This is a genomic window from Achromobacter sp. JUb104 (assembly GCF_024806975.1).
Taxonomy (GTDB): domain Bacteria; phylum Pseudomonadota; class Gammaproteobacteria; order Burkholderiales; family Burkholderiaceae_B; genus Achromobacter; species Achromobacter spanius.
Map to the genome: position 1 here is coordinate 128701 of NZ_JANUEY010000005.1, position 22500 is coordinate 151200.

20 protein-coding genes and 1 tRNA gene are annotated in these 22500 nt (G+C 62.2%); 12 read left to right on the plus strand and 9 right to left on the minus strand.

What is annotated here, in order from left to right:
• Positions 1 to 20 precede the first annotated feature (20 nt).
• The 3 genes from M2361_RS27950 to nrdR all read left to right on the plus strand — a co-directional run bounded on the left by M2361_RS27950 (position 21) and on the right by nrdR (position 2951).
• The gene (locus M2361_RS27950) at positions 21 to 677 is read left to right on the plus strand and encodes a YbhB/YbcL family Raf kinase inhibitor-like protein (RefSeq protein WP_259252999.1); all 657 of its coding nucleotides are present in this window, start codon (positions 21 to 23) and stop codon (positions 675 to 677) included.
• 325 nt (positions 678 to 1002) lie between these two features.
• Positions 1003 to 2253: a serine hydroxymethyltransferase gene (glyA, locus tag M2361_RS27955; protein WP_259253000.1), complete on the plus strand. Its 1251-nt coding sequence runs from the start codon at positions 1003 to 1005 to the stop codon at positions 2251 to 2253.
• 218 nt (positions 2254 to 2471) lie between these two features.
• Positions 2472 to 2951 carry a transcriptional regulator NrdR gene (gene nrdR / locus M2361_RS27960; RefSeq protein ID WP_006217321.1) on the plus strand — a complete coding sequence of 160 codons (480 nt, stop codon included), beginning with the start codon at positions 2472 to 2474 and terminating at the stop codon, positions 2949 to 2951.
• A 41-nt stretch (positions 2952 to 2992) separates the two neighbouring features.
• On the opposite strand, the gene M2361_RS27965 is transcribed toward nrdR, so the two are convergent.
• Both M2361_RS27965 and M2361_RS27970 read right to left on the minus strand, forming a co-directional pair.
• Positions 2993 to 3955: a GlxA family transcriptional regulator gene (locus M2361_RS27965; RefSeq protein ID WP_259253001.1), complete on the minus strand. Its 963-nt coding sequence runs from the start codon at positions 3953 to 3955 to the stop codon at positions 2993 to 2995.
• 17 nt (positions 3956 to 3972) lie between these two features.
• Positions 3973 to 4536 (minus strand): cysteine hydrolase family protein, encoded by a 564-nt coding sequence (locus tag M2361_RS27970; protein WP_259253002.1) that lies wholly within the window; start codon positions 4534 to 4536, stop codon positions 3973 to 3975.
• Between the two features lie 196 nt (positions 4537 to 4732).
• Here M2361_RS27970 and ribD point away from each other — a divergent pair, with 196 nt between their 5' ends.
• From ribD to M2361_RS27995, 5 genes are all read left to right on the plus strand, one after another.
• Positions 4733 to 5887 carry a bifunctional diaminohydroxyphosphoribosylaminopyrimidine deaminase/5-amino-6-(5-phosphoribosylamino)uracil reductase RibD gene (ribD, locus tag M2361_RS27975; RefSeq protein ID WP_259253003.1) on the plus strand — a complete coding sequence of 385 codons (1155 nt, stop codon included), beginning with the start codon at positions 4733 to 4735 and terminating at the stop codon, positions 5885 to 5887.
• 771 nt (positions 5888 to 6658) lie between these two features.
• Entirely contained in the window at positions 6659 to 8575 is a 1917-nt protein-coding gene (locus M2361_RS27980; RefSeq protein WP_391441073.1) for a PrkA family serine protein kinase, read from the plus strand.
• Between the two features lie 12 nt (positions 8576 to 8587).
• Entirely contained in the window at positions 8588 to 9847 is a 1260-nt protein-coding gene (locus tag M2361_RS27985; protein ID WP_100853184.1) for a YeaH/YhbH family protein, read from the plus strand.
• Entirely contained in the window at positions 9844 to 11397 is a 1554-nt protein-coding gene (locus M2361_RS27990) for a SpoVR family protein (protein WP_259253004.1), read from the plus strand. Before M2361_RS27985 ends, M2361_RS27990 begins: the two co-directional genes overlap by 4 nt.
• A gap of 142 nt (positions 11398 to 11539) precedes the next feature.
• Positions 11540 to 11630, plus strand: a tRNA-Ser gene (locus tag M2361_RS27995).
• Positions 11631 to 11745: 115 nt separating this feature from the next.
• Here M2361_RS27995 and M2361_RS28000 read toward each other — a convergent pair.
• From M2361_RS28000 to M2361_RS28010, 3 genes are all read right to left on the minus strand, one after another.
• Positions 11746 to 12438, minus strand: coding sequence for a DUF1120 domain-containing protein (locus M2361_RS28000; RefSeq protein WP_259253006.1), 693 nt, complete (start codon positions 12436 to 12438; stop codon positions 11746 to 11748).
• 57 nt (positions 12439 to 12495) lie between these two features.
• Positions 12496 to 13197 carry a DUF1120 domain-containing protein gene (locus M2361_RS28005; protein ID WP_259253007.1) on the minus strand — a complete coding sequence of 234 codons (702 nt, stop codon included), beginning with the start codon at positions 13195 to 13197 and terminating at the stop codon, positions 12496 to 12498.
• Between the two features lie 181 nt (positions 13198 to 13378).
• Positions 13379 to 14098 carry a DUF1120 domain-containing protein gene (locus M2361_RS28010; RefSeq protein ID WP_259253008.1) on the minus strand — a complete coding sequence of 240 codons (720 nt, stop codon included), beginning with the start codon at positions 14096 to 14098 and terminating at the stop codon, positions 13379 to 13381.
• A 180-nt stretch (positions 14099 to 14278) separates the two neighbouring features.
• Here M2361_RS28010 and M2361_RS28015 point away from each other — a divergent pair, with 180 nt between their 5' ends.
• Positions 14279 to 14983, plus strand: coding sequence for a response regulator transcription factor (locus tag M2361_RS28015; protein WP_259253009.1), 705 nt, complete (start codon positions 14279 to 14281; stop codon positions 14981 to 14983).
• 38 nt (positions 14984 to 15021) lie between these two features.
• On the opposite strand, the gene M2361_RS28020 is transcribed toward M2361_RS28015, so the two are convergent.
• The 4 genes from M2361_RS28020 to M2361_RS28035 form a co-directional block, all read right to left on the minus strand.
• The gene (locus tag M2361_RS28020; protein WP_259253010.1) at positions 15022 to 15573 is read right to left on the minus strand and encodes a hypothetical protein; all 552 of its coding nucleotides are present in this window, start codon (positions 15571 to 15573) and stop codon (positions 15022 to 15024) included.
• A 94-nt stretch (positions 15574 to 15667) separates the two neighbouring features.
• Positions 15668 to 18103, minus strand: coding sequence for a fimbria/pilus outer membrane usher protein (locus M2361_RS28025; RefSeq protein WP_259253011.1), 2436 nt, complete (start codon positions 18101 to 18103; stop codon positions 15668 to 15670).
• Between the two features lie 106 nt (positions 18104 to 18209).
• The gene (locus tag M2361_RS28030; RefSeq protein ID WP_259253012.1) at positions 18210 to 18917 is read right to left on the minus strand and encodes a fimbria/pilus chaperone family protein; all 708 of its coding nucleotides are present in this window, start codon (positions 18915 to 18917) and stop codon (positions 18210 to 18212) included.
• 189 nt (positions 18918 to 19106) lie between these two features.
• Entirely contained in the window at positions 19107 to 19337 is a 231-nt protein-coding gene (locus M2361_RS28035) for a hypothetical protein (protein WP_050447155.1), read from the minus strand.
• Between the two features lie 232 nt (positions 19338 to 19569).
• Here M2361_RS28035 and M2361_RS28040 point away from each other — a divergent pair, with 232 nt between their 5' ends.
• The 3 genes from M2361_RS28040 to M2361_RS28050 all read left to right on the plus strand — a co-directional run bounded on the left by M2361_RS28040 (position 19570) and on the right by M2361_RS28050 (position 22465).
• Positions 19570 to 20499: an NrtR DNA-binding winged helix domain-containing protein gene (locus M2361_RS28040; RefSeq protein ID WP_259253013.1), complete on the plus strand. Its 930-nt coding sequence runs from the start codon at positions 19570 to 19572 to the stop codon at positions 20497 to 20499.
• A gap of 82 nt (positions 20500 to 20581) precedes the next feature.
• Positions 20582 to 21466: a carboxylating nicotinate-nucleotide diphosphorylase gene (gene nadC / locus M2361_RS28045; protein ID WP_259253014.1), complete on the plus strand. Its 885-nt coding sequence runs from the start codon at positions 20582 to 20584 to the stop codon at positions 21464 to 21466.
• A 9-nt stretch (positions 21467 to 21475) separates the two neighbouring features.
• Complete coding sequence (locus M2361_RS28050) at positions 21476 to 22465, plus strand: tripartite tricarboxylate transporter substrate binding protein (RefSeq protein ID WP_259253015.1); 990 nt, start codon at positions 21476 to 21478, stop codon at positions 22463 to 22465.
• The last annotated feature ends 35 nt before the right edge of the window (positions 22466 to 22500 follow it).

The following is a 22500-nucleotide window of genomic DNA, read 5'->3' on the forward strand; positions in this document are numbered from 1 at the left end:
GGCATTTCAAGGAGCACGACATGGAACTTTCGAGTTTGTCTTTTTCCGATCACGAGTCGATTCCGGAACGCTATGCGTTCGGCAAGATCGATGCGCAATCGCACGTCGCGCTGGCCGATAACTACAACCCGCAGTTTTCCTGGGACGATGTCCCAGCGGGAACGCAGTCGTTCGCGTTGATCTGCCATGATCCGGACGTGCCGTCGCGGCCCGATGACGTCAACCAGGAAGGCCGCGAAGTGCCGGCCGACCTGCCGCGCGTGGATTTCTTCCATTGGGTGCTGGTGGATCTGCCGGCGGACCTGCGGGACATCGACGAAGGCGCCTTTTCCAATGGCATCACGCCGCGCGGAAAAGGCGGCCCGCTGGCGCCGATGGATGCCCGCCAGGGCATCAACTCGTATTCGTCGTGGTTCGCCAACGACCACGACATGAGCGGCGACTACTTCGGTTACGACGGCCCGTGCCCGCCATGGAACGATTCCATCGTGCACCGCTACGTCTTCACCCTGTATGCGCTGGACGTCGGCAGCCTGAACCTGAACGGCTCGTTCACGGGCGAAGACGCGCTGCGCGCCATGCAGAAACACGTGCTGGCCCAGGCTTCCGTCACGGGCACCTACACGCTGAATCCCCGGCTGGCGCCCAAGCAGATCGGCGCGACCTCCGCCTCGTAACTGTTTGGCGCGTCTGGCAGCGCAAAAAGCCGCGATATCGCTATCGCGGCTTTTTTTCGTTTGCCATCCGTACGCGGCCCGTCAGCTACTAGCGAGTAGATTCTTGGCAGGGCGGTTTGCATGAAAGTTTCTCAAGTCGGATTGAGAGCGGTTTTCGGGCGCCGTGCGATAGCGTGGTTTTCGTGCTCGTCGCACGGTTTTTGCTCACCTTCGGCGCATTTGGGCGGCATTTGATTTCGGCTGACGGGGTAAACTAACCGAATTCTTCGGGTTTACCCACCCGACACTGCTTTCTCCTCTCTTACCGCCTCAGGAATCCCCCGTCATGTTTGACCGCAACCTCACCTTGTCCAAGGCTGACCCGGACGTTTGGGCCGCCATCCAGAAGGAAGACGTACGCCAAGAGCAGCACATCGAGCTGATCGCTTCGGAGAACTATGCCAGCCCGGCCGTCATGCAAGCTCAGGGCACGCAGCTCACGAACAAGTACGCCGAAGGCTACCCGGGCAAGCGTTACTACGGCGGTTGCGAGTACGTGGACGTGGTTGAACAATTGGCCATTGATCGCCTGAAGCAGATCTTCGGTGCCGAAGCCGCCAACGTGCAGCCCAACTCGGGTTCGCAGGCCAACCAGGGCGTGTACATGGCCGTGCTGAAGCCGGGCGACACCGTGCTGGGCATGAGCCTGGCCGAAGGCGGCCACCTGACGCACGGCGCGTCGGTCAACGCTTCCGGCAAGCTGTACAACTTCATCTCGTATGGCCTGGACGAAAACGAAGTCCTGAACTATGCGCAAGTCGAACAACTGGCCAAGGAACACAAGCCCAAGCTGATCGTGGCTGGCGCATCGGCCTATGCCCTGCACATCGATTTCGAGCGCATGGCCCGCATCGCGCGTGAAAACGGCGCGCTGTTCATGGTCGACATCGCCCACTACGCGGGTCTGGTTGCCGGCGGCGCCTACCCCAACCCGGTTCCGCACGCCGACTTCGTCACGTCGACCACGCACAAGTCGCTGCGCGGCCCGCGCGGCGGCGTCATCATGATGAAGGCCGAGCACGAAAAGATCATCAATTCGGCCATCTTCCCGGGCATTCAAGGCGGCCCGCTGATGCACGTCATCGCCGGCAAGGCCGTGGCGTTCAAGGAAGCGCTGGACCCCAGCTTCAAGGACTACGCGCAGCAAGTGGTCAAGAACGCCAAGGTCTTGGCTGACACGCTGGTCAAGCGCGGCCTGCGCATCGTCTCCGGCCGCACCGAAAGCCACGTCATGCTGGTTGACCTGCGCGCCAAGGGCATCACGGGCAAGGAAGCGGAAGCGGTGCTGGGCCAAGCCCACATCACGGTCAACAAGAACGCCATCCCGAACGATCCGGAAAAGCCCTTCGTGACCAGCGGCATCCGCCTGGGCACGCCGGCCATGACCACGCGCGGCTTCACCGAAGCCGAGGCCGAACTCACCGCCAACCTGATCGCCGACGTGCTGGACAATCCGCGCGACGAAGCCAACATCGCCGCCGTGCGCGCCCGCGTCAATGAACTGACCTCGCGCCTGCCGGTCTACAGCAAGCAATAAGCAGCCAGCGGTAAACCTTCGGGGGCTTCCCGCCGAAGGGCCGCTACAGAAAGGGACGGCCCCGCAAGGCGCCGTCCCTTTGCTTTCAGGGCGGCGGGCGCTATCCTCGTTGCTAGCCGTGATGATATTGGGGACGAATTAGCCCGTCTCGACGCTTCCCGGGGGAGCGTCGTTACAATATGCTCAAATTTTGCTATCCGTGCCTATAGGGAACACACATGCGGTGTCCATTTTGCGGCCATGCCGAAACGCAGGTTGTCGACAGCCGGGTCTCGGAAGAGGGCGATGCCATTCGTCGCCGCCGCCGTTGCCTGTCCTGTGACAAGCGCTTCACCACCTATGAACGGGTTGAGCTTGCCATGCCTTCCATCGTGAAGCGCAACGGCAGCCGCAGCGATTACGACCCCGTCAAATTGCGCGCCAGCCTGAGCCTGGCGTTGCGCAAGCGCCCCGTCAGCACCGAAGACGTGGATGCGGCGGTCGCCCGCATCGAAGAGCAATTGCTGGCCAGCGGGCTGCGTGAAGTGCCGTCCGAACATATCGGCGAACTTGTCATGAACGAACTGCGCAAGCTGGACAAGGTGGCTTACGTTCGCTTTGCATCCGTCTACAAGAGCTTCGAGGACATCGGCGAATTCGTTGAGGCCATCCGCGAAATGCAAGGGCCGCTGCTGCCGGGCAAGCTGCGCAAGGAATAAACGCTGTTCACATGACGGCGGATAACGGCGCTTCGGCGCCGTTATTGCATGGGGGCCGACCGCGCCAGGCTAGGCGTATTCGGCTGGAACTTGCGCCAGACTCGGCGCATGTGCTGCGCGGATCCGAAACCGGATTTCTCCGCCACGCGCTCCAGATCCAATCGCGTTTCGCGCAGCAGGTCGCGTGCCAGCGCCACCCGGATCTGATAGAGATAGTCCATCGGCGTGCAGCCGGCGTGTTCACGAAACAGCCGCGTCAGGTGGCGCGGGCTGGTGTGTGCATGGTCCGCTAACGATTGGGCGGACCACGGCGCCGCCGGATTGCGGATCACCGCGTCCTGGACGCGGTGTACGCCGGGGTGCATGTGGCTGCGGTGCTCCAGCCACGGCGAAAGCGTGGTGTCCGTGCCCGCGCGACGCTGGTAGACAACCATGTCGCGCGCCACCTCGCTGGCCACACGCGGCCCGCAATGGCGCGCCACCATATGCAGCGCCAGGTCGATGCCCGCCGTGATGCCGGCGCTGCTGACCAGGTTGCCGTCTTCGACGAAGATGCGGTTGTCGTGCACGCGCGCACTGGGGTCGATGTCGGCCAACTGCGCCAGACAGGAATGATGCGTGGTGCAGTCGCGCTGGCGGGTCAGTCCGGCGGAGGCGGCGAACAGCGCGCCGGCGCACACCGTCATCAGCGTGAACTCGTCCGCGGGGTGGCGCACGGCCAGCCAGTCGATGATGCTGTGCGCATCCGGCGAGTCCAGGCGCGTGTGCTTGCCCACCACGCCCGAAATAATGACAAGCGCGTTGGCGGGCAGTGCGGTCGGCAATGGCCGGATGCGCGCCAGATTCAAGCCCGGCAGACCGCTTTCCACTTCAGGCGTCGGGCCGCAGAAGTGTTGTTCGAAGGTTCCCGGGCATAGCTTTTCCGCGACGCGGAACGCCTCGGCGGGCCCCGCCAGGTCCAGCAGGACGATGCCCCGCGTCAGGATGAAATGCACGGGGATCATGCGTGGCTCTGCCTTGTTCAGCCGGCCAGTGCGTCGGCGGCGTGGGTGACGCGGGCAAAGCGGCCGTTCAGCACCAGCTCGGTGTGGTCCCGGATTTCGGCGGGCGTGTAGTGCTTGCCCGACGGGCTCTGCATGGCGAAGGTCAGCGTGGCGTCCGTCGGGAACACGACTTTGAAGCCGGCGTCGCTGGCGTGGCGCGAGGTCGTTTCGCAGCACTGTTCGGTACGAATGCCGCTGACGATGATGCCTTCGATGCCGTTTTCGCGCAGCCAGTCATGCAGCGTGGCGCCATTCGCGCCCTGTGCATACAGCGACGAATGCACGGTTTTGTGGAACACCGCGCTGGGAGAAATTCGCAATTCTTCGAGCGTCCTGACATGCCCCGAGGCCAGTGAAAACGGGTTGGCGGCATCGTCGGACGGGCTTTTGTGAAACACCTGAAGCACTGGAATACCCTGGGCGTTGGCGGCATCGATCAAGCCCTGGATCTTGGTCAGAAATGCGGGATACTCAGCTTCGTCCCAAAACGGACGGTGACGGAAGGACTCTTGTACGTCGATGACGATCAGTGCTTGCTTCATGTTCCGGGCTCCTGGCCTAGGGTTTTAGAGGGGGTGAACACATTCTGCGGGTAATTCCCGCCGCCCGCGAGATCGCCCCAAGCCACGTAGCGGCCCAAAACGGACATACACGTAAAAGGCGCGCATGACGCCAGCATACCTCTTGGCAGTGGGCGGCGAGGCACCGCAGGCCTGTCGCCGGACATACAATTCCGCCATGACGACCCCAAGCGATTCCGACGATATCTTCTGGATGCGGCGCGCCCTGGCGCAGGCCGAGAGCGTGCTCTACACCACCACGCCCAACCCTCGCGTAGGGTGCGTGATCGTGCGCGACGGCCGTGTGCTGGGCGAGGGAGCGACTCAACCGCCGGGTGGCCCACATGCTGAAATCCGCGCATTGCGCGACGCCCAGGCGCGCAACGAGACGGTCGAGGGGGCCACCCTGTATGTCACGTTGGAGCCTTGCAGCCACTTCGGGCGCACGCCGCCGTGCGTGGACGCCGTGCTGGCGGCCCGGCCGGCGCGCGTGGTTGTGGCCATCGGCGACCCGAATCCGCTGGTCAACGGCCAAGGGCTTGCCCGCTTGCGCGCGGCAGGCATCGCGGTAACCACGGGCGTTTGCGCCGAAGAAGCGCTGGCCATCAATGCGGGTTTCATCTCGCGCATGAGCCGTGGCGTGCCCTGGGTCTGGATGAAGATGGCCGCGTCCCTGGATGGCCGCAGCGCCTTGCATAACGGCATGTCCCAATGGATCACCGGCCCGGAAGCCCGTGCGGATGGCCATCGTTGGCGCGCGCGTAGTTGCGTGGTGCTGACCGGCATGGGCACCGTGCTGAAAGATGATCCGCTGCTTAACGTGCGCGAAGTGGAAACACCGCGCCAGCCGCACAGGGCGGTCGTGGACGGCCTGTTCGATATTCCCGAGAACGCCCGCATGTTCGACGGCGGGCCCGTTATCGTCTTCACCGCGCGCGAAGACGCCGCCAAAACGGCACGCCTGGCGGACAAGAACGTGCAAGTAGTGGTGTTGCCGGGCCCGACGCCAGGGCGTGTGGACCTTGTCGGCATGATGCAATGGTTCGCGCAGGCCCAGTTCAACGAGGTCCATGTCGAGGCCGGCGCGGGCTTGAGCGGCGCGCTGGTGGCAGCGGGTTGTGTGGATGAGCTGCTGTTGTACTTTGCGCCCGTGCTGCTTGGCGATGCAGCGGGCATGGTGCGCTTGCCGATGCTTGAGCATCTGGACGCCGCGCGGCGTTACGCATTCATCGATAGCGCACAAGTGGGCGCGGATTTTCGCCTGCGCGCGCGGGTGGAAGGCACGTGGCGCACACTTATGCAGCGCGTGGCGCTGCCGCCGGTTGCGTCGTGAATGCTGTGCAGTGCCGTGCAAGCCATTGCTCGATTTCGCGCGTGCTAGCACTCAAGCTCAATGGCTGCTAATCCCGCGTGTAAGTCGTCTTGGCGATGATCCGTGTCGCGTTCAGCAAGGCAATTGGCGCAAGTTTGCGAGTGTTTGCTCGCCCGGTTTTCTTGCTGAAAACCCGCATTACGATTTTGATCATTACGCCAAATGAATTGCCACAAAACCGTCAATTGGCTTTAGCATAGGCACATGACTTGGCGATTCGTGCATACGGCCATCACCGAACAGCGCTACACGCCCTCGTCACCACGGATTCCCGTGCCGCGATATCGGCGCTTTTTCATAACCGAACCGGCACGCTGCTGAACGAAGCGCAACGCGCTCTTCAGAACGTTCGCCGCCATCGCATGGCGGACGCATCGGGCTACTGCCCGAATCATAAGAATCCACCGGGATATCGCTCATCCCTTCAAATCATTGCTGACCATTTCATGTGCAGTCGCACCACGCGTGCCTGCCATAGCAATATGCTGAAGACGAGCCAGTTAACTTATTCACGTAAGTTGCATTCCCTGACGGAACTTGTGTCCGCTGGGTGCAGCCTAAACGGAAAGGGTTCGAGCGTGCTTCATGGTTGTTGTGTGGCGAAAGCAACATAACAACAGGCCGAAAATGCTAATCGCGAGATTGTCTAGTAATGCGCAGGCACTGAGGCACAATGGGGACACGTAGGCGTAGTGAATTTTTCGCGTGTTGTAGGAGGTTTCCGTGCAAAACATCGTCGAAGGCTTCAAGTCGCAGTATGCAAGAGAGCAGGAGTCAGAGCTTTCTCTTGAGGAGTATCTGAACCTCGCCAAACGTGATCCCATGGCGTACGCCAGTCCCGCTGAGCGAATGCTGGCGGCAATCGGTGAACCCGAAGTCGTGGATACACGCAACGACCCACGTCTTTCCCGTTTGTTTTCCAACCGGACCATCCGGCGCTATCCAGCGTTTCAGGAGTTCTACGGCATGGAGGACGTGATCGGGCAGATCGTCGCGTTCTTCAAACACGCCGCGCAGGGGCTGGAAGAGCGCAAGCAAATCCTCTATCTGTTGGGGCCCGTGGGCGGCGGTAAGTCGTCCATCGCCGAGCGGCTGAAGGCCCTGATGGAAAGCTATCCCATCTATGCCTTGAAGGGCTCGCCCGTCAACGAATCACCGCTCGGCCTGTTCCATCCGGAACGCTTTGGCGACACGCTTGAAAAGGAATACGGCATTCCGCGCCGATACCTGACGGGCATCATGTCGCCCTGGGCGGTCAAGCGCTTGAAAGAGTTCGATGGCGACATCTCGCAATTCCGCGTCGTGCGCCTGAACCCTTCGGTGCTGCGCCAGGTGGCCATCGCCAAGACCGAGCCGGGCGACGAAAACAACCAGGACATTTCCTCGCTGGTCGGCAAGGTCGATATCCGCAAGCTTGACCGCCACTCGCAAGACGACCCGGATGCCTACAGCTATTCCGGCGGCTTGTGTCTGGCGAATCAGGGCCTGCTGGAATTCGTCGAGATGTTCAAGGCCCCGATCAAGATGCTGCATCCCTTGTTGACGGCCACCCAGGAAGGCAACTTCAAGGGCACGGAAGGCTTCTCCGCGATTCCGTTCAACGGCACGATCCTGGCCCACTCGAACGAATCCGAATGGCAGACCTTCCGCAACAACAAGCACAACGAAGCGTTCCTTGACCGTATCTATATCGTCAAGGTGCCTTACTGCTTGCAGGTGTCTGAAGAAGTTCGCATCTACGAAAAACTGCTGCATCACAGCTCGTTGTCGTCCGCCCCGTGCGCGCCGGGAACGCTGGACATGATGGCGCAGTTCTCGGTGCTGACCCGCCTGAAGGAACCCGAGAACTCCAGCATCTATTCGAAGCTGCGCGTCTATGACGGTGAAAGCCTGAAGGACGTAGACCCGAAGGCCAAGGCCTTGCAGGAATACAAGGACTACGCCGGCACGGACGAAGGCATGAACGGGGTGTCCACGCGATTCGCGTACAAGATCCTGTCCAGCGTCTTCAACTACGACCAGACAGAAGTGGCCGCGAACCCGGTGCATTTGATGTACGTGCTGGAACAACGGATCGGCCGCGAGGACTATCCGGAAGAGATCCGCCGGCGCTATCTGGAATTCATCAAAGGGTTCCTGGCGCCGCGTTACGCGGAATTCATCGGCAAGGAAATTCAAACTGCCTACCTGGAGTCGTATTCGGAGTACGGCCAGAACATCTTTGACCGCTACGTCACGTTTGCCGATTGCTGGATTCAGGACGAAGAATTCCGCGACCCGGAAACAGGCGAAAGCTTCGATCGCAGCGCGTTGAACGACGAGCTGGAAAAGATCGAGAAACCTGCTGGAATTGCGAACCCGAAGGACTTCCGCAACGAGATCGTGAACTTCGTGCTGCGGGCACGTGCCAATAACAATGGCCGCAACCCGACCTGGACCAGCTATGAAAAGCTGCGCGAAGTGATCGAGAAGAAGATGTTCTCGAATACGGAAGATCTGCTGCCGGTGATTTCGTTCAACGCCAAGGCTTCGGCCGAGGACAAGTCGAAACACCAGAGCTTCGTGGATCGCATGGTGGAAAAGGGCTACACGGAAAAGCAGGTCAGGCTGCTGTGCGAGTGGTACCTCCGAGTGAGGAAGTCTTCCTGAGCGAGGTGAATCATGAATTCACTGATCGATCGCCGTCTTAACGGGCGCAATAAAAGCGCCGTCAACCGCGAGCGTTTTTTGCGGCGCTACAAGGACCAGATCCGCAAGGCGGTTCACGGGATGATCCGTGACCGCTCCATTCAGGATATGGATCAAGGCGGAGAGATCAACCTGCCCGCCCGGGATATTTCCGAGCCGACGTTCCGGCACGGCTCGGGCGGTGACCGCGAGATGGTGCACCCTGGCAACCGCGAATTCGCCAAGGGCGACACCATCGACCGGCCGCAGGGCGGCCAAGGCGAGGGCGGGTCCGACCCGGGTGAAGGGGAATCGGTTGATCAATTCACCTTCAGCCTGTCGCGCGCCGAATTCCTGAACCTGTTCTTCGAGGACCTGGAACTGCCGCATCTGGCGCGCAACCAGTTGGGTGAAGTCAGCCAGAAAAAATGGCAGCGCGCCGGTTACACCACGACCGGCTCGCCCAGCATGTTGAGCATCAGCCGCACGCTCAAGTCATCGTTGGCGCGGCGTGTTGCGCTGAACGTGAAAGCGCGCGCCGATCTTGAAGATGCTGAAAAGGCCTTGGCCGATGCGCGAGCGGCGAGTGCGCCCGCCGCGACCATCCGCACATTGGAGCAGGATGTCGAGGACTGCCGCGAGCGTCTCGCGCGCGTGCCGTTCCTGGACGACCTGGATCTGCGCTACCGCAATCGGGTGTCAGTCGCCATTCCGATGGCGCGCGCGGTCATGTTCTGCCTGATGGACGTGTCGGGGTCCATGGACGAAGGCAAGAAGGACCTGGCCAAGCGCTTCTTCACGCTGCTGTATCTGTTCCTGTCGCGCAAGTACGAGCACGTGGACCTGGTCTTCATCCGCCATACGGACAACGCCGAGGAAGTGGACGAGCAAACGTTCTTCTACGACCCCAAGAGCGGCGGCACCATCGTGCTGTCCGCGCTGGAGCTGATGCGCGAGATTCTGGAAAAGCGCTATCCGCCCTCGGCCTGGAACGTGTACGCGGCGCAAGCCAGCGACGGCGATTCGTTCGGCGCCGACGCGGGCAAGAGCGCCCGTTTCCTGGCCGAACACTTGCTGCCGTCGACACGGTATTTTGCCTATATCGAAATTCCCGACTCGCAAGAGGCTCGCAAGAGCAGCTTGTGGGCCGAGTATGAACAGAAGCTGGAGCCGCATTTCGTCATGCGGCGCATCTGCGATCGCGGCGAAATCTTCCCCGTGTTCCATGACCTGTTCAAGAAGGAAACCGCATGAATGCCATCGTGGGAGCTCTCGTGGAGCCGGGTACGGCCGGCGGCGCTCGGCCGATATCCCAAGGTTCCGAATGGACGTTCGAACTGATCCAGTCCTATGACGACGCGATCTCCAAGGTCGCGGCCGAGTACGGCCTGGACACGTATCCGAACCAGATCGAGGTAATCACCTCGGAACAGATGCTGGACGCTTATGCGTCGGCCGGGCTGCCTATCGGCTATCCGCACTGGTCATACGGCAAGGAATTCATCCGCAACGAACAGTACTACCGGCGTGGCATGCAGGGCCTGGCGTACGAGATCGTCATCAATTCCAACCCGTGCATCTCTTATCTCATGGAAGAAAACTCCATGACGATGCAGGCGTTGGTGATTGCGCATGCGTGCTACGGGCATAACTCGTTCTTCAAGGGCAATTACCTGTTCCGGCAATGGACCGATGCCGATGGCGTGCTGGACTACCTGGTGTTCGCGCGCAAGTATGTGATGTCGTGCGAAGACCGCTACGGCATCGACGCGGTGGAATCGTTGCTGGATTCCTGCCATGCGTTGTCGCACCACGGTGTGGACCGCTACAAGCGGCCCGCGCCGATGTCTTTCAAGGAAGAGGCCGCGCGCCAGGCCGAGCGCAAGGAACATGCGCGGCTGCAATACAACGACTTGTGGCGCACGTTGCCGCGCCTGGAATCGGACAAGGACACGCGCACAGAGGCATCGGTGTTTCCGCCGGAGCCCGAAGAGAACCTGCTGTACTTCATTGAGAAGTACTCGCCTAAGCTGGCGCCGTGGCAAAAAGAGTTGGTGCGTATCGTGCGCAAGATCGCCCAGTACTTTTACCCGCAGACCCAGACCAAGGTCATGAACGAAGGGTGGGCCACGTTCTGGCACTACACCATCCTTAACCGCCTGCATGAAAAAGGGCTGGTCAACGACGGCTTCATGATGGAGTTCCTGCAAAGCCATACCAACGTGGTCAGCCAGCGCGGCTTTGACGAACGCGGCTATGGCGGCATCAACCCGTATGCGCTGGGCTTTGCGATGATGACGGACATCCGCCGCATCTGCGAAGCGCCCACGCCCGAGGATCGGAAGTGGTTTCCCGATATTGCGGGCGGCGATTGGCAGAAGACGCTGGACTTCGCCATGCGCAACTTCAAGGACGAGTCCTTCATCTCGCAGTACCTGTCGCCGCGGCTGATCCGCGAATTCCGTTTGTTCGCGATCTCGGACCATCAGTCGAACCCGAAGCTGGAAGTGGCCGCCATCCACAACGACGAGGGCTATCGCGACATTCGCCGCCTGCTGGCCGCACAGCACAACCGCGACAACCAGGTGCCGGACATCCAGGTGGTGCGGTTCAACCGCGATTCGGATCGTTCGTTGGTGTTGCGGCATTTGAAGAGTCGTGGCCGCCCCTTGGCGGGCGAAGATGCCGAGCAGGTGATGAAGCATCTGGCGCGTCTGTGGGGCTTCAAGGTCAGGCTGGAAGAAACCGAGCCGGACGGCACGGTCAGTTCTTACCGCGAGCAGGAACCGCCATCCTCGCACTGAAAGGCAAAAGGGGGAACACACTGAGCTAGACTGCTCGGTGCGTCCCCCTTTGTGCTTCGGCTTGCTGCGTCGCGCCGAAACCTGCTAGAATCGCGGATTCGCAATTTTCGTAGTGTCTTTTTGCCTACGAAAATGCCGATTAGGACAGGTGGCCGAGCGGTTGAAGGCGCACGCCTGGAAAGCGTGTATACGTCAAAAGCGTATCGGGGGTTCGAATCCCCCTCTGTCCGCCAAGAACACAGATGGTAATCACCATCCAAGCTATACCGATCCGGTACAGATGAAACACATAAGGCCCTCGGCTTCAATGAAGCCGAGGGCCTTTTTGTTTTGCAACCGGCTGTGCGGCTACAGGTAGCGCAACGTGAACGTCACCGAACCATCAAGCGGGATTTCGTTGGACGTCGGCAAGGCCGCGGTTCTGTTCAACACGGGTGTCACGGCCAAGCTGACGGATGCGGTCGTGATGGGCATGGCGGAGGCGTCTTTGCCGAACGAGTATTCGTCAGCCGGATTCACGTTGATGGTGTCCATGGCCGATTGAACCGGCCAGCTTGACGCCCCAGTTGGACGGGAAAGCACCATGGACGTGCTCAGGAAGGGCGGGACGCCGTCAACAACAGTGGCCTGGGGGCGCACCAGCAGTACGACGGCGCCGATCTTGACATCATCGATACGGCCCAGCCCCCAAGCGTGGGGCGTGCCGTTCACCGGGTTTTGATAAGGCCAGGGCATGCCGGCAGCGATGGCTTCCTGATGCGTGAAGGCACTGTCCGGACGGTTTTCATGGACCGTGAACGCGACGCGCGTCGGGCCGCCGCAAACGATTTCCAAGCGGGGGCGCTCTTCGGGCAGCAACGTGCCGTTGTGGTTCAGGCTTTGAAACGGCAACGTGCCGAAATCGATGGACCCCCCTCCGCCAAACCCCAGGTTGCAGGCTGGCGGAGTGAGTTGACCGGCGATGACCAGGTTCGCTTGGTCGGTCGCGGCATGCGTGCTGCTTGCAGCGGCCAAGGCCAGGCATACGAAAAGACGTGGCACGGTTTTCATCCTGTCAGCAAACATGGTCAGGATCGTGCGTATGCCACCGGAACATATTCACAGGTAACGCAAAGTGAACGTGATCGACCCATCCAACGGAATTTCGTTCGCGGACGGCAAGGTCGCCGGTTGGCCGATCATGGGCGTGAGCCCCATTGTCAATTGCGCGTTCGTAATCGGTACGGCGGGGCCGCCAATCGGGCCGAACGAGTATTCGAGGTCAGGGCTAAGGTTCAGCGAGTAATGCGACGACGCCACCGTCCAGCTATTGCTGCCCGTGGGGCGTGCAAGGACCTTCTGCGCACCCGCCGTGGTCAGCAGCACCCCATCGACTGTGGTGGTAGCGGGGGTGATCAGCCCGATCAAGGCGCCGGTCTTGATTTTTTGGCCGTCCGCAAAGCCCAAGCCCCAGGAATACTTGCTGCCATTTTCGGGGTTTTGGTACGGCCAGTTCAGGTTGGGGGCTTCCTGGATCGTGATGCCCGAGCCTGCCCGGTTATCCAGCGCGACAACGCTGACGCGCGTGGGGCCGCCGCAGTTGATTTGCAGGGCGGTGTCTTTGCTGCCCAGGTTCGTGCCATTGTTGTCCAGGGCGTTGAACGCGATGACGTCAAAGTCCAGCGTTGCGTTGCCGCCGAAATGAGCATTGCATGCCGGTGGCATGAGTTTGCCCGTCACATTGAGGTCACTATTGCCGGCAGCGTGCGATGCGGCAGCCAGCGTGGCAAACGCCACGCCGACGAAGAATTGGTTTTTCATGATGAACGTTCCTGATGTGAACAAATGCCGTCCACGGAAGACAGCGAGCGAGCTGGCCCTGGCGTTATGCAATGGCTGCGCCGCTGTGCGGCCTTTGAAGGCCGCACAGCCGGACGCCGCGCTTGGTTTAAGGGCTTGTTCGATTGCGGCAGGGCGCCACAGCGCGCCCTACGCAATGCGCTTACAGGTAGACCAGCGAGATCGTGGCGCTGCCATTCAGGTCAATGGCCGTGGTGGTCGGCAGAGCGGCGGCGCGGTTGATCGTCGGGGTGACGGTAAGCGAGCCGGTTACCGAAGCGACCGCTGCCGGCGTGGCGCCAGCGCCCGGCGAACCCAGGAAGAACCCATAGGTGTAATTCGGGCTGATGAACTGCCGCTGAATGGCTTCGGCCAGCCAAGTGCGCTTGTCCGCGCTGTAGAGGACGGTGGCCTTGGTGTCGTCGGCTTGGACGTCGCCTTCCTTGAAGCCGAACATGTAGCCGCCGATAGGAACCTGCGTGTCGTCCGGCCCGGCAACGGAGCCAAGGCCGAAGATGAACGGGTCGCTAATGGTGGCGTTGGTTGAACCCCAGGCATTGATGTTCAACGAGGCCTTCAGAACTTTGCTGCTGGCGCGGTTGTCTACCACGTGCAGGCCCACGCGCGTCTTGCCGTTGCAGGTGATGTTCAGGCCGATGGTCTTGGAATCCAGTTTGGTGCCGTCGTGAGCGAGTGAGTTGAATGCGTGCTCACCGAAATTCAGTATTCCCCCGCCAGCCAGTTCAAGGTTGCACGAAGGCGGGGTGATGCGGCCGATGATTGTCAGGTCCGCGGTGGGAGCAGCTTGAGCCGAGGCGGCGATCAAAAAGCTTGCGGCGAGAAGGCAACGCAGGGCGGGCAGAGGGCGTACCGAGTGATTCATGACTATCCAATTTCTGGTGGGACAAAGGAATCACTCTAGGAGACAGATGCCTTTTAGGATATAGGCATGAGCCTAATCTTCATTACAGTTGCGTAAACGGCTGCGTTACTATTTGTCCACGTTGGTTTTTCGCTCAACGAGAAGCAGTGGAAAATCTGGGCTCAACCGGGGAATTCCATATTGTCAGCATCTCATTTCTATCCGTTGCGTATCGCAATCCTGGATGACCATCCGGTAGTGCGGGCTGGCGTGTCAGCCTACCTGTCACAGAACCGGAACGTTTTTGTCATCGGTGAATTCGAGACCAGCCGGGACATGATTCTGGCGCTTGCGAATCAATCCGTCGACGTGCTGTTGATCGACTATTCGCTGGGTCCGGCCGAGGTTGACGGCATTTCGCTGATCAAAATGTTGCGCATCAAGTTTCCCGACGCGCGCATCTTGGTGTTCTCCGCGCTCTACGACCCCGCAACCGTTGCGCTGGCCTTGCGTTCCGGTGCGCACGGCTTTGTGGGCAAGGGCGGGCGCGAGGAGGAAATCGTGCTTGCGCTGCGCAAGGTGGCGGCGGGCGGCATCTACTGCGATCCCCAGATGACGTATCTGCTGTCCGGCGCAAGCACCGAACAGATCGAGCCCTTGGCGGGCGCCACGCCTTCGGACGACGCAACCTTGTCCGCATCGACAAGTGGCTTGCTGGATGGCGCATCGTTGTCGGGCCGAGAACGTGAGGTGATTCGCTGCTTGCTCGCGGGCATGACCATTTCCGACATTGCGATCAAGTTTGGGCGCAGCCCCAAAACCATCAGCGCGCAAAAAGGCACGGCCTATCGCAAACTGGGCGTCACTACGGACAACGGCTTGTTCAAGCTGTGCGGGCTTTTGTAAGCCCAACGCTCACCGTCATGGACGGCGAACGGCCCCTGCTATCGATCCACCAATTCAAGCTGTAAGGTCGCCGACCATTCTGTCTGGTCCGCGACGCGGATGTCGGCATCGCCCACTTCGGGGTTCAACGCGACCTGGGCGGTAAGACTGCGTCCGGCGCGGCCGTTCTCCAGCATCACGGTGTCGCCGGGACGCAGGGCGATGCGGGGTTGGGCGCCATGGGGCGCATCCGGGTTGATCACTTGGGTTTCGTGGCCGTCAATCCGGACGTGGCTGAGCATGACGTGCAACGCACCGTTGCCGGCGAACTTCGCGGCGCCGTGATGCCCCGCGGCGGCATTCAAGCGCAGTGCGATGGGGCGCGCGGTGGGGCAATTGACGGTCAAGGGCACTAAGCGCGGCTCAAGCTGATAGCGCTGGTTGCCATCCAGACGCAACTGTCCAGCCGTGAAGCTGCCGTAGTCGATGGTGGCTTGGCCGAATGACACCATGCAGCCCGCTGTCGGCGCTACGGCTGCTCCGCGCGTCATGGGCGCTGAGTGCGGCGCCTGCGCCGCGGCAGGGGTGGTCCAGGCGGCGGTTGCCAGCATCGCTGCCAGCACCAGCGCGGACCGGCACGATCGAAGGAGACGAGGGGGGGCAAGAGTCATGGTGTCCTTTTGCGCTAGGCAAGACGGGGGGCTTCTACGGGGTGCATGTCGCACTGGCGCGTTCGTACAACGCGTTCAGGTCTGGCGTATCGGCGATGTCGAATTCGAGCGTGCATGACGCCTCTTCCGATGGCGACACGCTGAACGGCGTGGCGCCCGCGAGCATGTCGGGCAGGAATATCTGGCCGCCGCTGCCCACCAACGTGACGAATACGCCGTTGGCGTCCAGCACGGCTGCGCCCTTGGGCACCGGCGTGCCGTCAGCGTAGGTGGCGGTCACGAGCGCGCGGCGAACCCTGACTACCGTGAAGTCTACGGCCGATACCGACCCGCGCGCCGGATCCAGGCTGTAGCGTCCGTTGATCAAGTCCACATTGCGCGCGAGCGATGCCGTGGCGACCTGGATCTGCCCGTTGCGGTACGCCGGCAGCGACGGGATGACGGCCCGGCCCCAGGGGTCGGTCCATACGTTGCCGGCCGGCGTGCTCAGGCGGACGCCCGACAGGCCACCCACGGAAGCGATGGCGAACGTGTCCTGGACGCGGTAGGGCGAAAAGCTCAAGCCCTGCGCGTGCCCAACCAGTCCGCCTCGCATGCGCGCGGAATGGCTGTAGCCGCCCTTGAAGCTGCTGGCCGCCAGGTTCAGCTGTGTAAAGGCTGAATTGACGCCGACCGAACCGGAATAGCTGGTCTGGCCGTGCGAACCGGAATTGGCCGCCAGGGTGTAGCTGCTTTGCTCGCTGATGGCGCCGCCGGTATTGACGCCATAGCTCATGCCGTTGTCCTGCCGCTGCATCGATGCGCTGACGCTCTGCTTACCCAACGGCAAGCTCAGGTTGAGGTACATCAGATCGCCCTGGTTGCGATGGCTGGAACCCATGTCACGCTCGAATGACAGCGACAGGCTGGTTCGACCGAAGCTCTTGCCCCAACTGAAAATGCCGCGACGCGACAAGTGGCCGCGCGTGCTCTGGGATTCGCTGACATTCATGCTGAAGCCGCCCAGCGTGGATCCGTTCCAGCCCAACCCTGCGCTGATCTGCTGCTTGATGCGGTCTTCGCGAAGATTCGGGTACCACTGCGTACCGTTCACCGGCCTGCTGGCGTAGTCCAGCACTTCGCTGTAGCCGTCCGTGCGACGCAGCAGCGACAGGTTCGAAGACACGCCCGGCAGCACTTGCGCCGAGACCGATATGATGTGCTGAGCCCCGCTGCGTCCCGTATGGGAATTTTGCGAGAAAGTGCTCTGTGCGCTGGTCTGGATGTTGCCGGGCAGAGCCAAGTCCGTGCGGGCCCCGAGCGAGCGATAGTCCTGCGTCAGCAATAATCCGGCCGCGACATTGGCGCGCTTGCCCACCGCGATACCGTATTCCGCCGCCGCGACCGGCCGGGAGTCGCCACCCGCCCCGCCAGTTTGGCGCAGCATGCCCAGGCCGCCGGTGAATCCGGTGGCTGCGCCAACGCGGTCCACCTGCAACGCCGCCGCGGGCACGTAGAACACGCGCTCTTCGCCCGAGGCTTCGTGGATGACGACCTCAAGGTCTTGCGTCAACGACCGGGGCAGTACATCGGTCATGGTGAACGGGCCGGGGGGCACGATGGCGGACGCCAGCGGAATACCGTTCTGCCGAACTTCGACGCGGGCCTGAGTGTGGGCGATGCCGCTGATGGGCGGGCCTCCACGATCGTTGCTTTGTAGCGCGGTTTCCGGAAACAGCTGCATGCCGTTGATCGGCACGCCGGCAAACAGCGCGCCTCGCAAATTGATTTGGCCCGCTTGTAAAGTGGTGTGCCACGTGGAAAATGTACGTTGCGCGTAAGCATCGACGTGGTTCCACGTCGACTTCCCGCCGCTATTGGAATAGCTGCTGTTGCTGCGCAGGATCCAGTCGTTCACGTTCAGGCCCACTTCGGTATAAGCCTGCAGATAATTCGACCTTCCGCCGATATGGCGCGTCTGGCTCGACAGGACGTCGTAGTTCAGGATGGCGGCGCGGCCCCCCGACTGATACGTTGTGGTGGCGGCGGTTCTGTTCATGGCGCCTGGCGGCGCGACGATGTCCACGGCCATGCGCTCGGGCTGTAGCGCGATGGTGGTAGTTGGCCATGTCTGAAGAAATGCGTCAGGGCAGGTTTGCGAGTCCGCGGCTTGTGCTTCGGGCACCTTCAACTCGGCCAAGGTTAGCAGTTCCGGAGTCAGGCAGAGCGTGCCGCCGGCATCGAATGTGGCGACAGCGCGGCCCACGTTGCGCCCGTTGACGCTCACGTGCACGGTGTGTTGGCCTGGCAGGAATTGCGGCCCGTTCTTGAAGTGTGAGGCGATGGCCGGATTCAAGCCGCGGCTTTTCAGGGTTTCAAGGTCGAACCCGCCTGCACCGGGCTGCGCGATGGCAGCCCGGTGCAGGCACAGCAGGAGGCTCGCGGCGACGAAGGCACCACCGCGAGCATTGCGTAAGCGGGTGCAGAACATGAAAAACCATGAGTGGAGCCGGCGCGCAACGCCCGCAAGACCCGGGTGCCGGATCTTGCGAGCATGGCCAAGCGAGTTGATGCCCCGTGGGGGCAGAGTGATGCCGTCAGTTCTTGATCGGCGCGTCGAAAGACGAGACTTGATAGCCGTAGACGCTGGCGGGATACAGGCGAACGCTTGACTGCCCCGCTTGCAGGGGGGCGTCTGTGCCGGCCAGCTGTAGCGTTTCACCCGGCAAGATGTAGGTCTTGGGCAGGATCAGCGCCTGATCCGACGGCTGCACATTGACGCGTTGGTCCATGCGCACGACGTAGGGGCTGGGGTTGTGCACCGTCAGCTTGCCGTCGTGCGCGGCCCATTGCAGCGAGCGCCACGGGGCGTTGTCGTTGGCGACCTTCTTGGGCAGCGCGATCAGCGGAAGGTCCTGTCGGATGGTCAGGTGCAGCTTGTTGCCCTGTTCACCGGTTTGCGGAATGCCTTCGAAGATGGCGCGCTTCATGCGCTGCACGTCCAGCGGCTTGTCATGCGTGAGCAAAAAGCGCACCAACTGCGTTTTGCCGGGAGCCACCACGGCAGCGGGCGGCGACACCATGACCCAATTGTCTTGGTCTTCGGTAATGTGTTCGATCGTGGAGATCAGCAGCACGGGTTCGTCGCCCGTGTTCTTGATGCCGATGGTGCCTTCGCCGGTATTTTCGTGCACGAGCACGACCGACGTTTCAGGCTGGATGCCCATTGCAAGGGCTTGGCTGGTGGGGAAAAGGAGGGCAAATAGAGATGCCGCGACGATGCGCGGAAAGGAATTTTTGAACATGGGGGATATCGCTAAGGCATCGGCCCAAAGGGCCTTGAAAGCGTAGCAGTGTAGAAACGGGTGCCCCCTGCTTGATATAGGCGAGCGCCTATTTCCCGTGTTCAAGTGCAGCGGGCCGAACCGTTGCCGGTCCGGCCCGCACGCTAACCGTGTCGATGCGGCTAGCGCATCATCGCTCGTTGCGCCGCGTCAGGTTTTGCGGTTCTCGTAGGACGTATCCAGCACATCGTCCTCGGGCGTGATGACGCCGGGTTCTCCGGGTTGCGCAATGGCGCGTCCGTCGCGTGGCATGCCAGCCACTTGCTTGCTTTGGTCCGGCATCGGTAGCGTTTCCGTGCCTTTACGCGGGTCGGTGGGGGGGCGTGGGTCGACGGCCTTGGGGTTGGCCGGCGCTTGGGGGTCGGGGGCAGTTTTCAACATGGCTTTGCTCCGCTTGCGGGCGTCCCAGGATGGCGACGCGCCTGTGTACCTGCGGTTTATCTTAGACCTTGGGCACGCTCTGGCGGCCATCCGGCCTGTCACGTTTGCAAGGGGCTGTTGCAGCGCCAGAACCTTATAATTCCGGCTCCTCGCCGTTTCGCGGCGAGGCCCGTGCAATGCGCTTGCTTACGCCCTTTGCTCACCCCTCGTCCACCCTTCGCGACCTCCATCCTTGACCGAATCCGTCGAACGCTCCGTCCATACCGAACTCGTCGCCGTGCTGGTGGCCGTGACCAATGGCGAGCCGCGCGTGTTGACCACGGATGACGCAAGCGCCTTGCCGGCCGGGCCGTTCGAACTGTCGCATCGTTCCTTGCAAGCCGGCCTGCGCGCCTGGGTGGAAACGCAAACCCACCATCCGCTGGGCTATGTAGAACAGCTCTACACCTTTGCCGACGGCGACCGTTCCGACGAATCGGGCGCGCGCGTCATGTCGGTCAGCTATCTGGGCCTGACGCGCGAAGCCGGCGAAACCGGCGTGGCGCAGGTTGGCTGGCAAGACTGGTACCGCTATTTCCCGTGGGAAGACCGGCGTGCCGGCGCGCCCGCATTGGTCGAGGATTTGATCGTGCCGTGGTTGGCGCAATGGTGCGGGGCCAGCGCTGACCCCGCCGTGCGCACGCGCCGCCAGCAGCGTGCCGCCATCACCTTCGGCCTGGACGGCGCGGCATGGAATGAAGATATGGTGTTGCAGCGCTACGAGCTTCTGTTCGAGGCGGGGGCGGTGCCCGAGGCCGTGCGGCGCGGGGGCGGCAAGGCCGTGTTGCCCGGTGAGCCGATGCGCCACGATCACCGCCGCATTCTGGCGACCGGCATTGCGCGCCTGCGCGCCAAGATCAAGTACCGGCCCGTGGTGTTTGAATTGATGCCGGCCCAGTTCACCTTGCTGCAACTGCAATTGGCGGTTGAAGCCTTGGCGGGAAGGGCACTGCACAAACAGAATTTCCGTCGCCTGATCGAGCAGCAGGCGTTGGTTGAAGAAACGGGCGAGATGGCGACGGGCACGGCGGGCCGGCCGGCCAAGCTGTTCCGTTTCCGGCGCGACGTGCTGCTGGAACGCGCCATTGCCGGTAGCAAATTGCCCTTGTCGCGGACCTTATGACGCTTGACAAGGCTTATGCTCGTATTTAGCATAACTAGTGCGCAACCTCTGCGCGCCTTTTTTTAACTCATAAATACTCAAAATGAGCATTAATGCCGAAGTGCCTACGAATGCCTTTCGCCTGACTGTCGCGCCTCTGCCGGACATCATGCTCGTGCCGCTGGTTCAAGCCGCCTTGCTCGAAGACCTGGGCCGCGCCGGTGACCTGACCACCGACGCTATCGTGCCGGCCGACGCCATCGCCGAAACCCGGCTGGTGTCACGCCAAGAGGGCGTGTTGGCCGGTTTGGACCTGGCGCGCCTGGCGTTTCAAGCCATGGACCCAGCCATCCGCTTCAGCGCATCGCTGCGCGATGGCGCCGACCTGTCGCCGGGCACCGAGATTGCGCGTTTGCATGGCAATGCCCGGGCGATGTTGACTGCGGAACGGGTGGCGCTGAACTTCCTGTGCCATCTGAGCGGTGTGGCGACCGCGACGGCTTCGATTGCGCGTGCCATTTCCAGCTTCGGCGCGCGCGTGACTTGCACCCGCAAGACCCTGCCGGGCTTGCGCGCCGTGCAGAAGTACGCGGTGCGCGTGGGCGGCGGCAGCAACCACCGTTTCGGCCTGGATGACGCCGTGCTCATCAAAGACAACCACATAGCACTGGCGGGCGGCGTTGCCAACGCCGTGCAGCGCGCCCGCGCGGGCGTGGGCCACATGGTCAAGATCGAGCTGGAAGTGGACACGTTGGCGCAACTGGACGTGGCGCTATCGCTAGGCGTGGACGTGGTGTTGCTGGACAACATGAGCCTGGACGACCTGCGCCGCGCCGTCGACATGGCGCGCGGCCGGGCCATAACCGAAGCCTCGGGTCGCATCACTCCCGAGACTGCCGCCGCCGTGGCCGCCACCGGCGTGGACCAGATTGCCGTCGGCTGGTTGACCCACAGCGCCAAGGTGCTGGACATCGGCCTGGACGCCTGAGAGCCCATCATGAAAAGCCTGCTTCGAACTAGTCTTGCCTTGGGTACCGTTCTTGCGCTGGCGTCCTGCGGCAATTCGCCGTCGGGCGATGCGGCGGTCGACGCCACCTACCCCACGCACCCCATCACCATCGTGGTGACATTTCCGCCGGGCGGTGGCACGGATTTGCTGGCGCGTCGCATCGGCGCCAGCCTGCAAGAACAACTGGGTCAGCCGGTGATCGTCGAAAACCGGCCCGGCGCTAGCGGCAATATCGGCGCACGCATCGTGGCCGAGGCGCCGCCAGATGGCTACACGGTGTTGATGGTGAACAGTTCATTCGCCATCAATCCCGGGGTCTATCGGAACCTGGATTTTTCGCCGAAGCAGGATTTTGCCGCCGTGATCAATGTGGCGTTCGTGCCGTCCGTCTTCGTGGTGCCGGCCGCATCGCCGCTGCAATCCCTGGGGGACGCGCTGGCCGTGGCCGTGCCCGGCGCACCCTTGCCGTTTGCTTCGTGCGGCAACGGCACGCCGCAACACCTGGCCGGGGAAATGTTGGCGCGAGCCAGCGGCGCGGTGTTGCAGCAAGTGCCCTACAAGGGGTGCGGCCCCGCGCTGAAGGATGTGACGGCAGGCCAGGTGGCGATGGGTGTCGTGACGGCGTCCAGCGCGGCGCCGCTGATTGCCGCGGGCAAGCTGCGCGCGTTGGCGGTGACGTCTCCAGCGCGTTCGCCGTTGATGCCCACCGTGCCCACGGTTGCCGAGCAGGGCGTTGCGGGCTACGCCTTGGACCAATGGCATGGCTTGCTGGCGCCAGCCGCCACGCCGCGCGCCGTGGTCGACAAACTGAACGCCGCCGTGAGCAAGATCGTACGGCGGCCCGAGATGCAGGCCGCGCTGCGCGAACAAGGTTTCACGCCCGCCAGCAGCACACCGAAAGAGTTTCAGTCGATGATCCATGCCGACATCGACCGCTATACGGCGTTGACGGCGTCCATTGGCCTGCGCGCGGATTGACAGGGCGGTGGTGTCGATGGCGTCGGCCCTGTGCC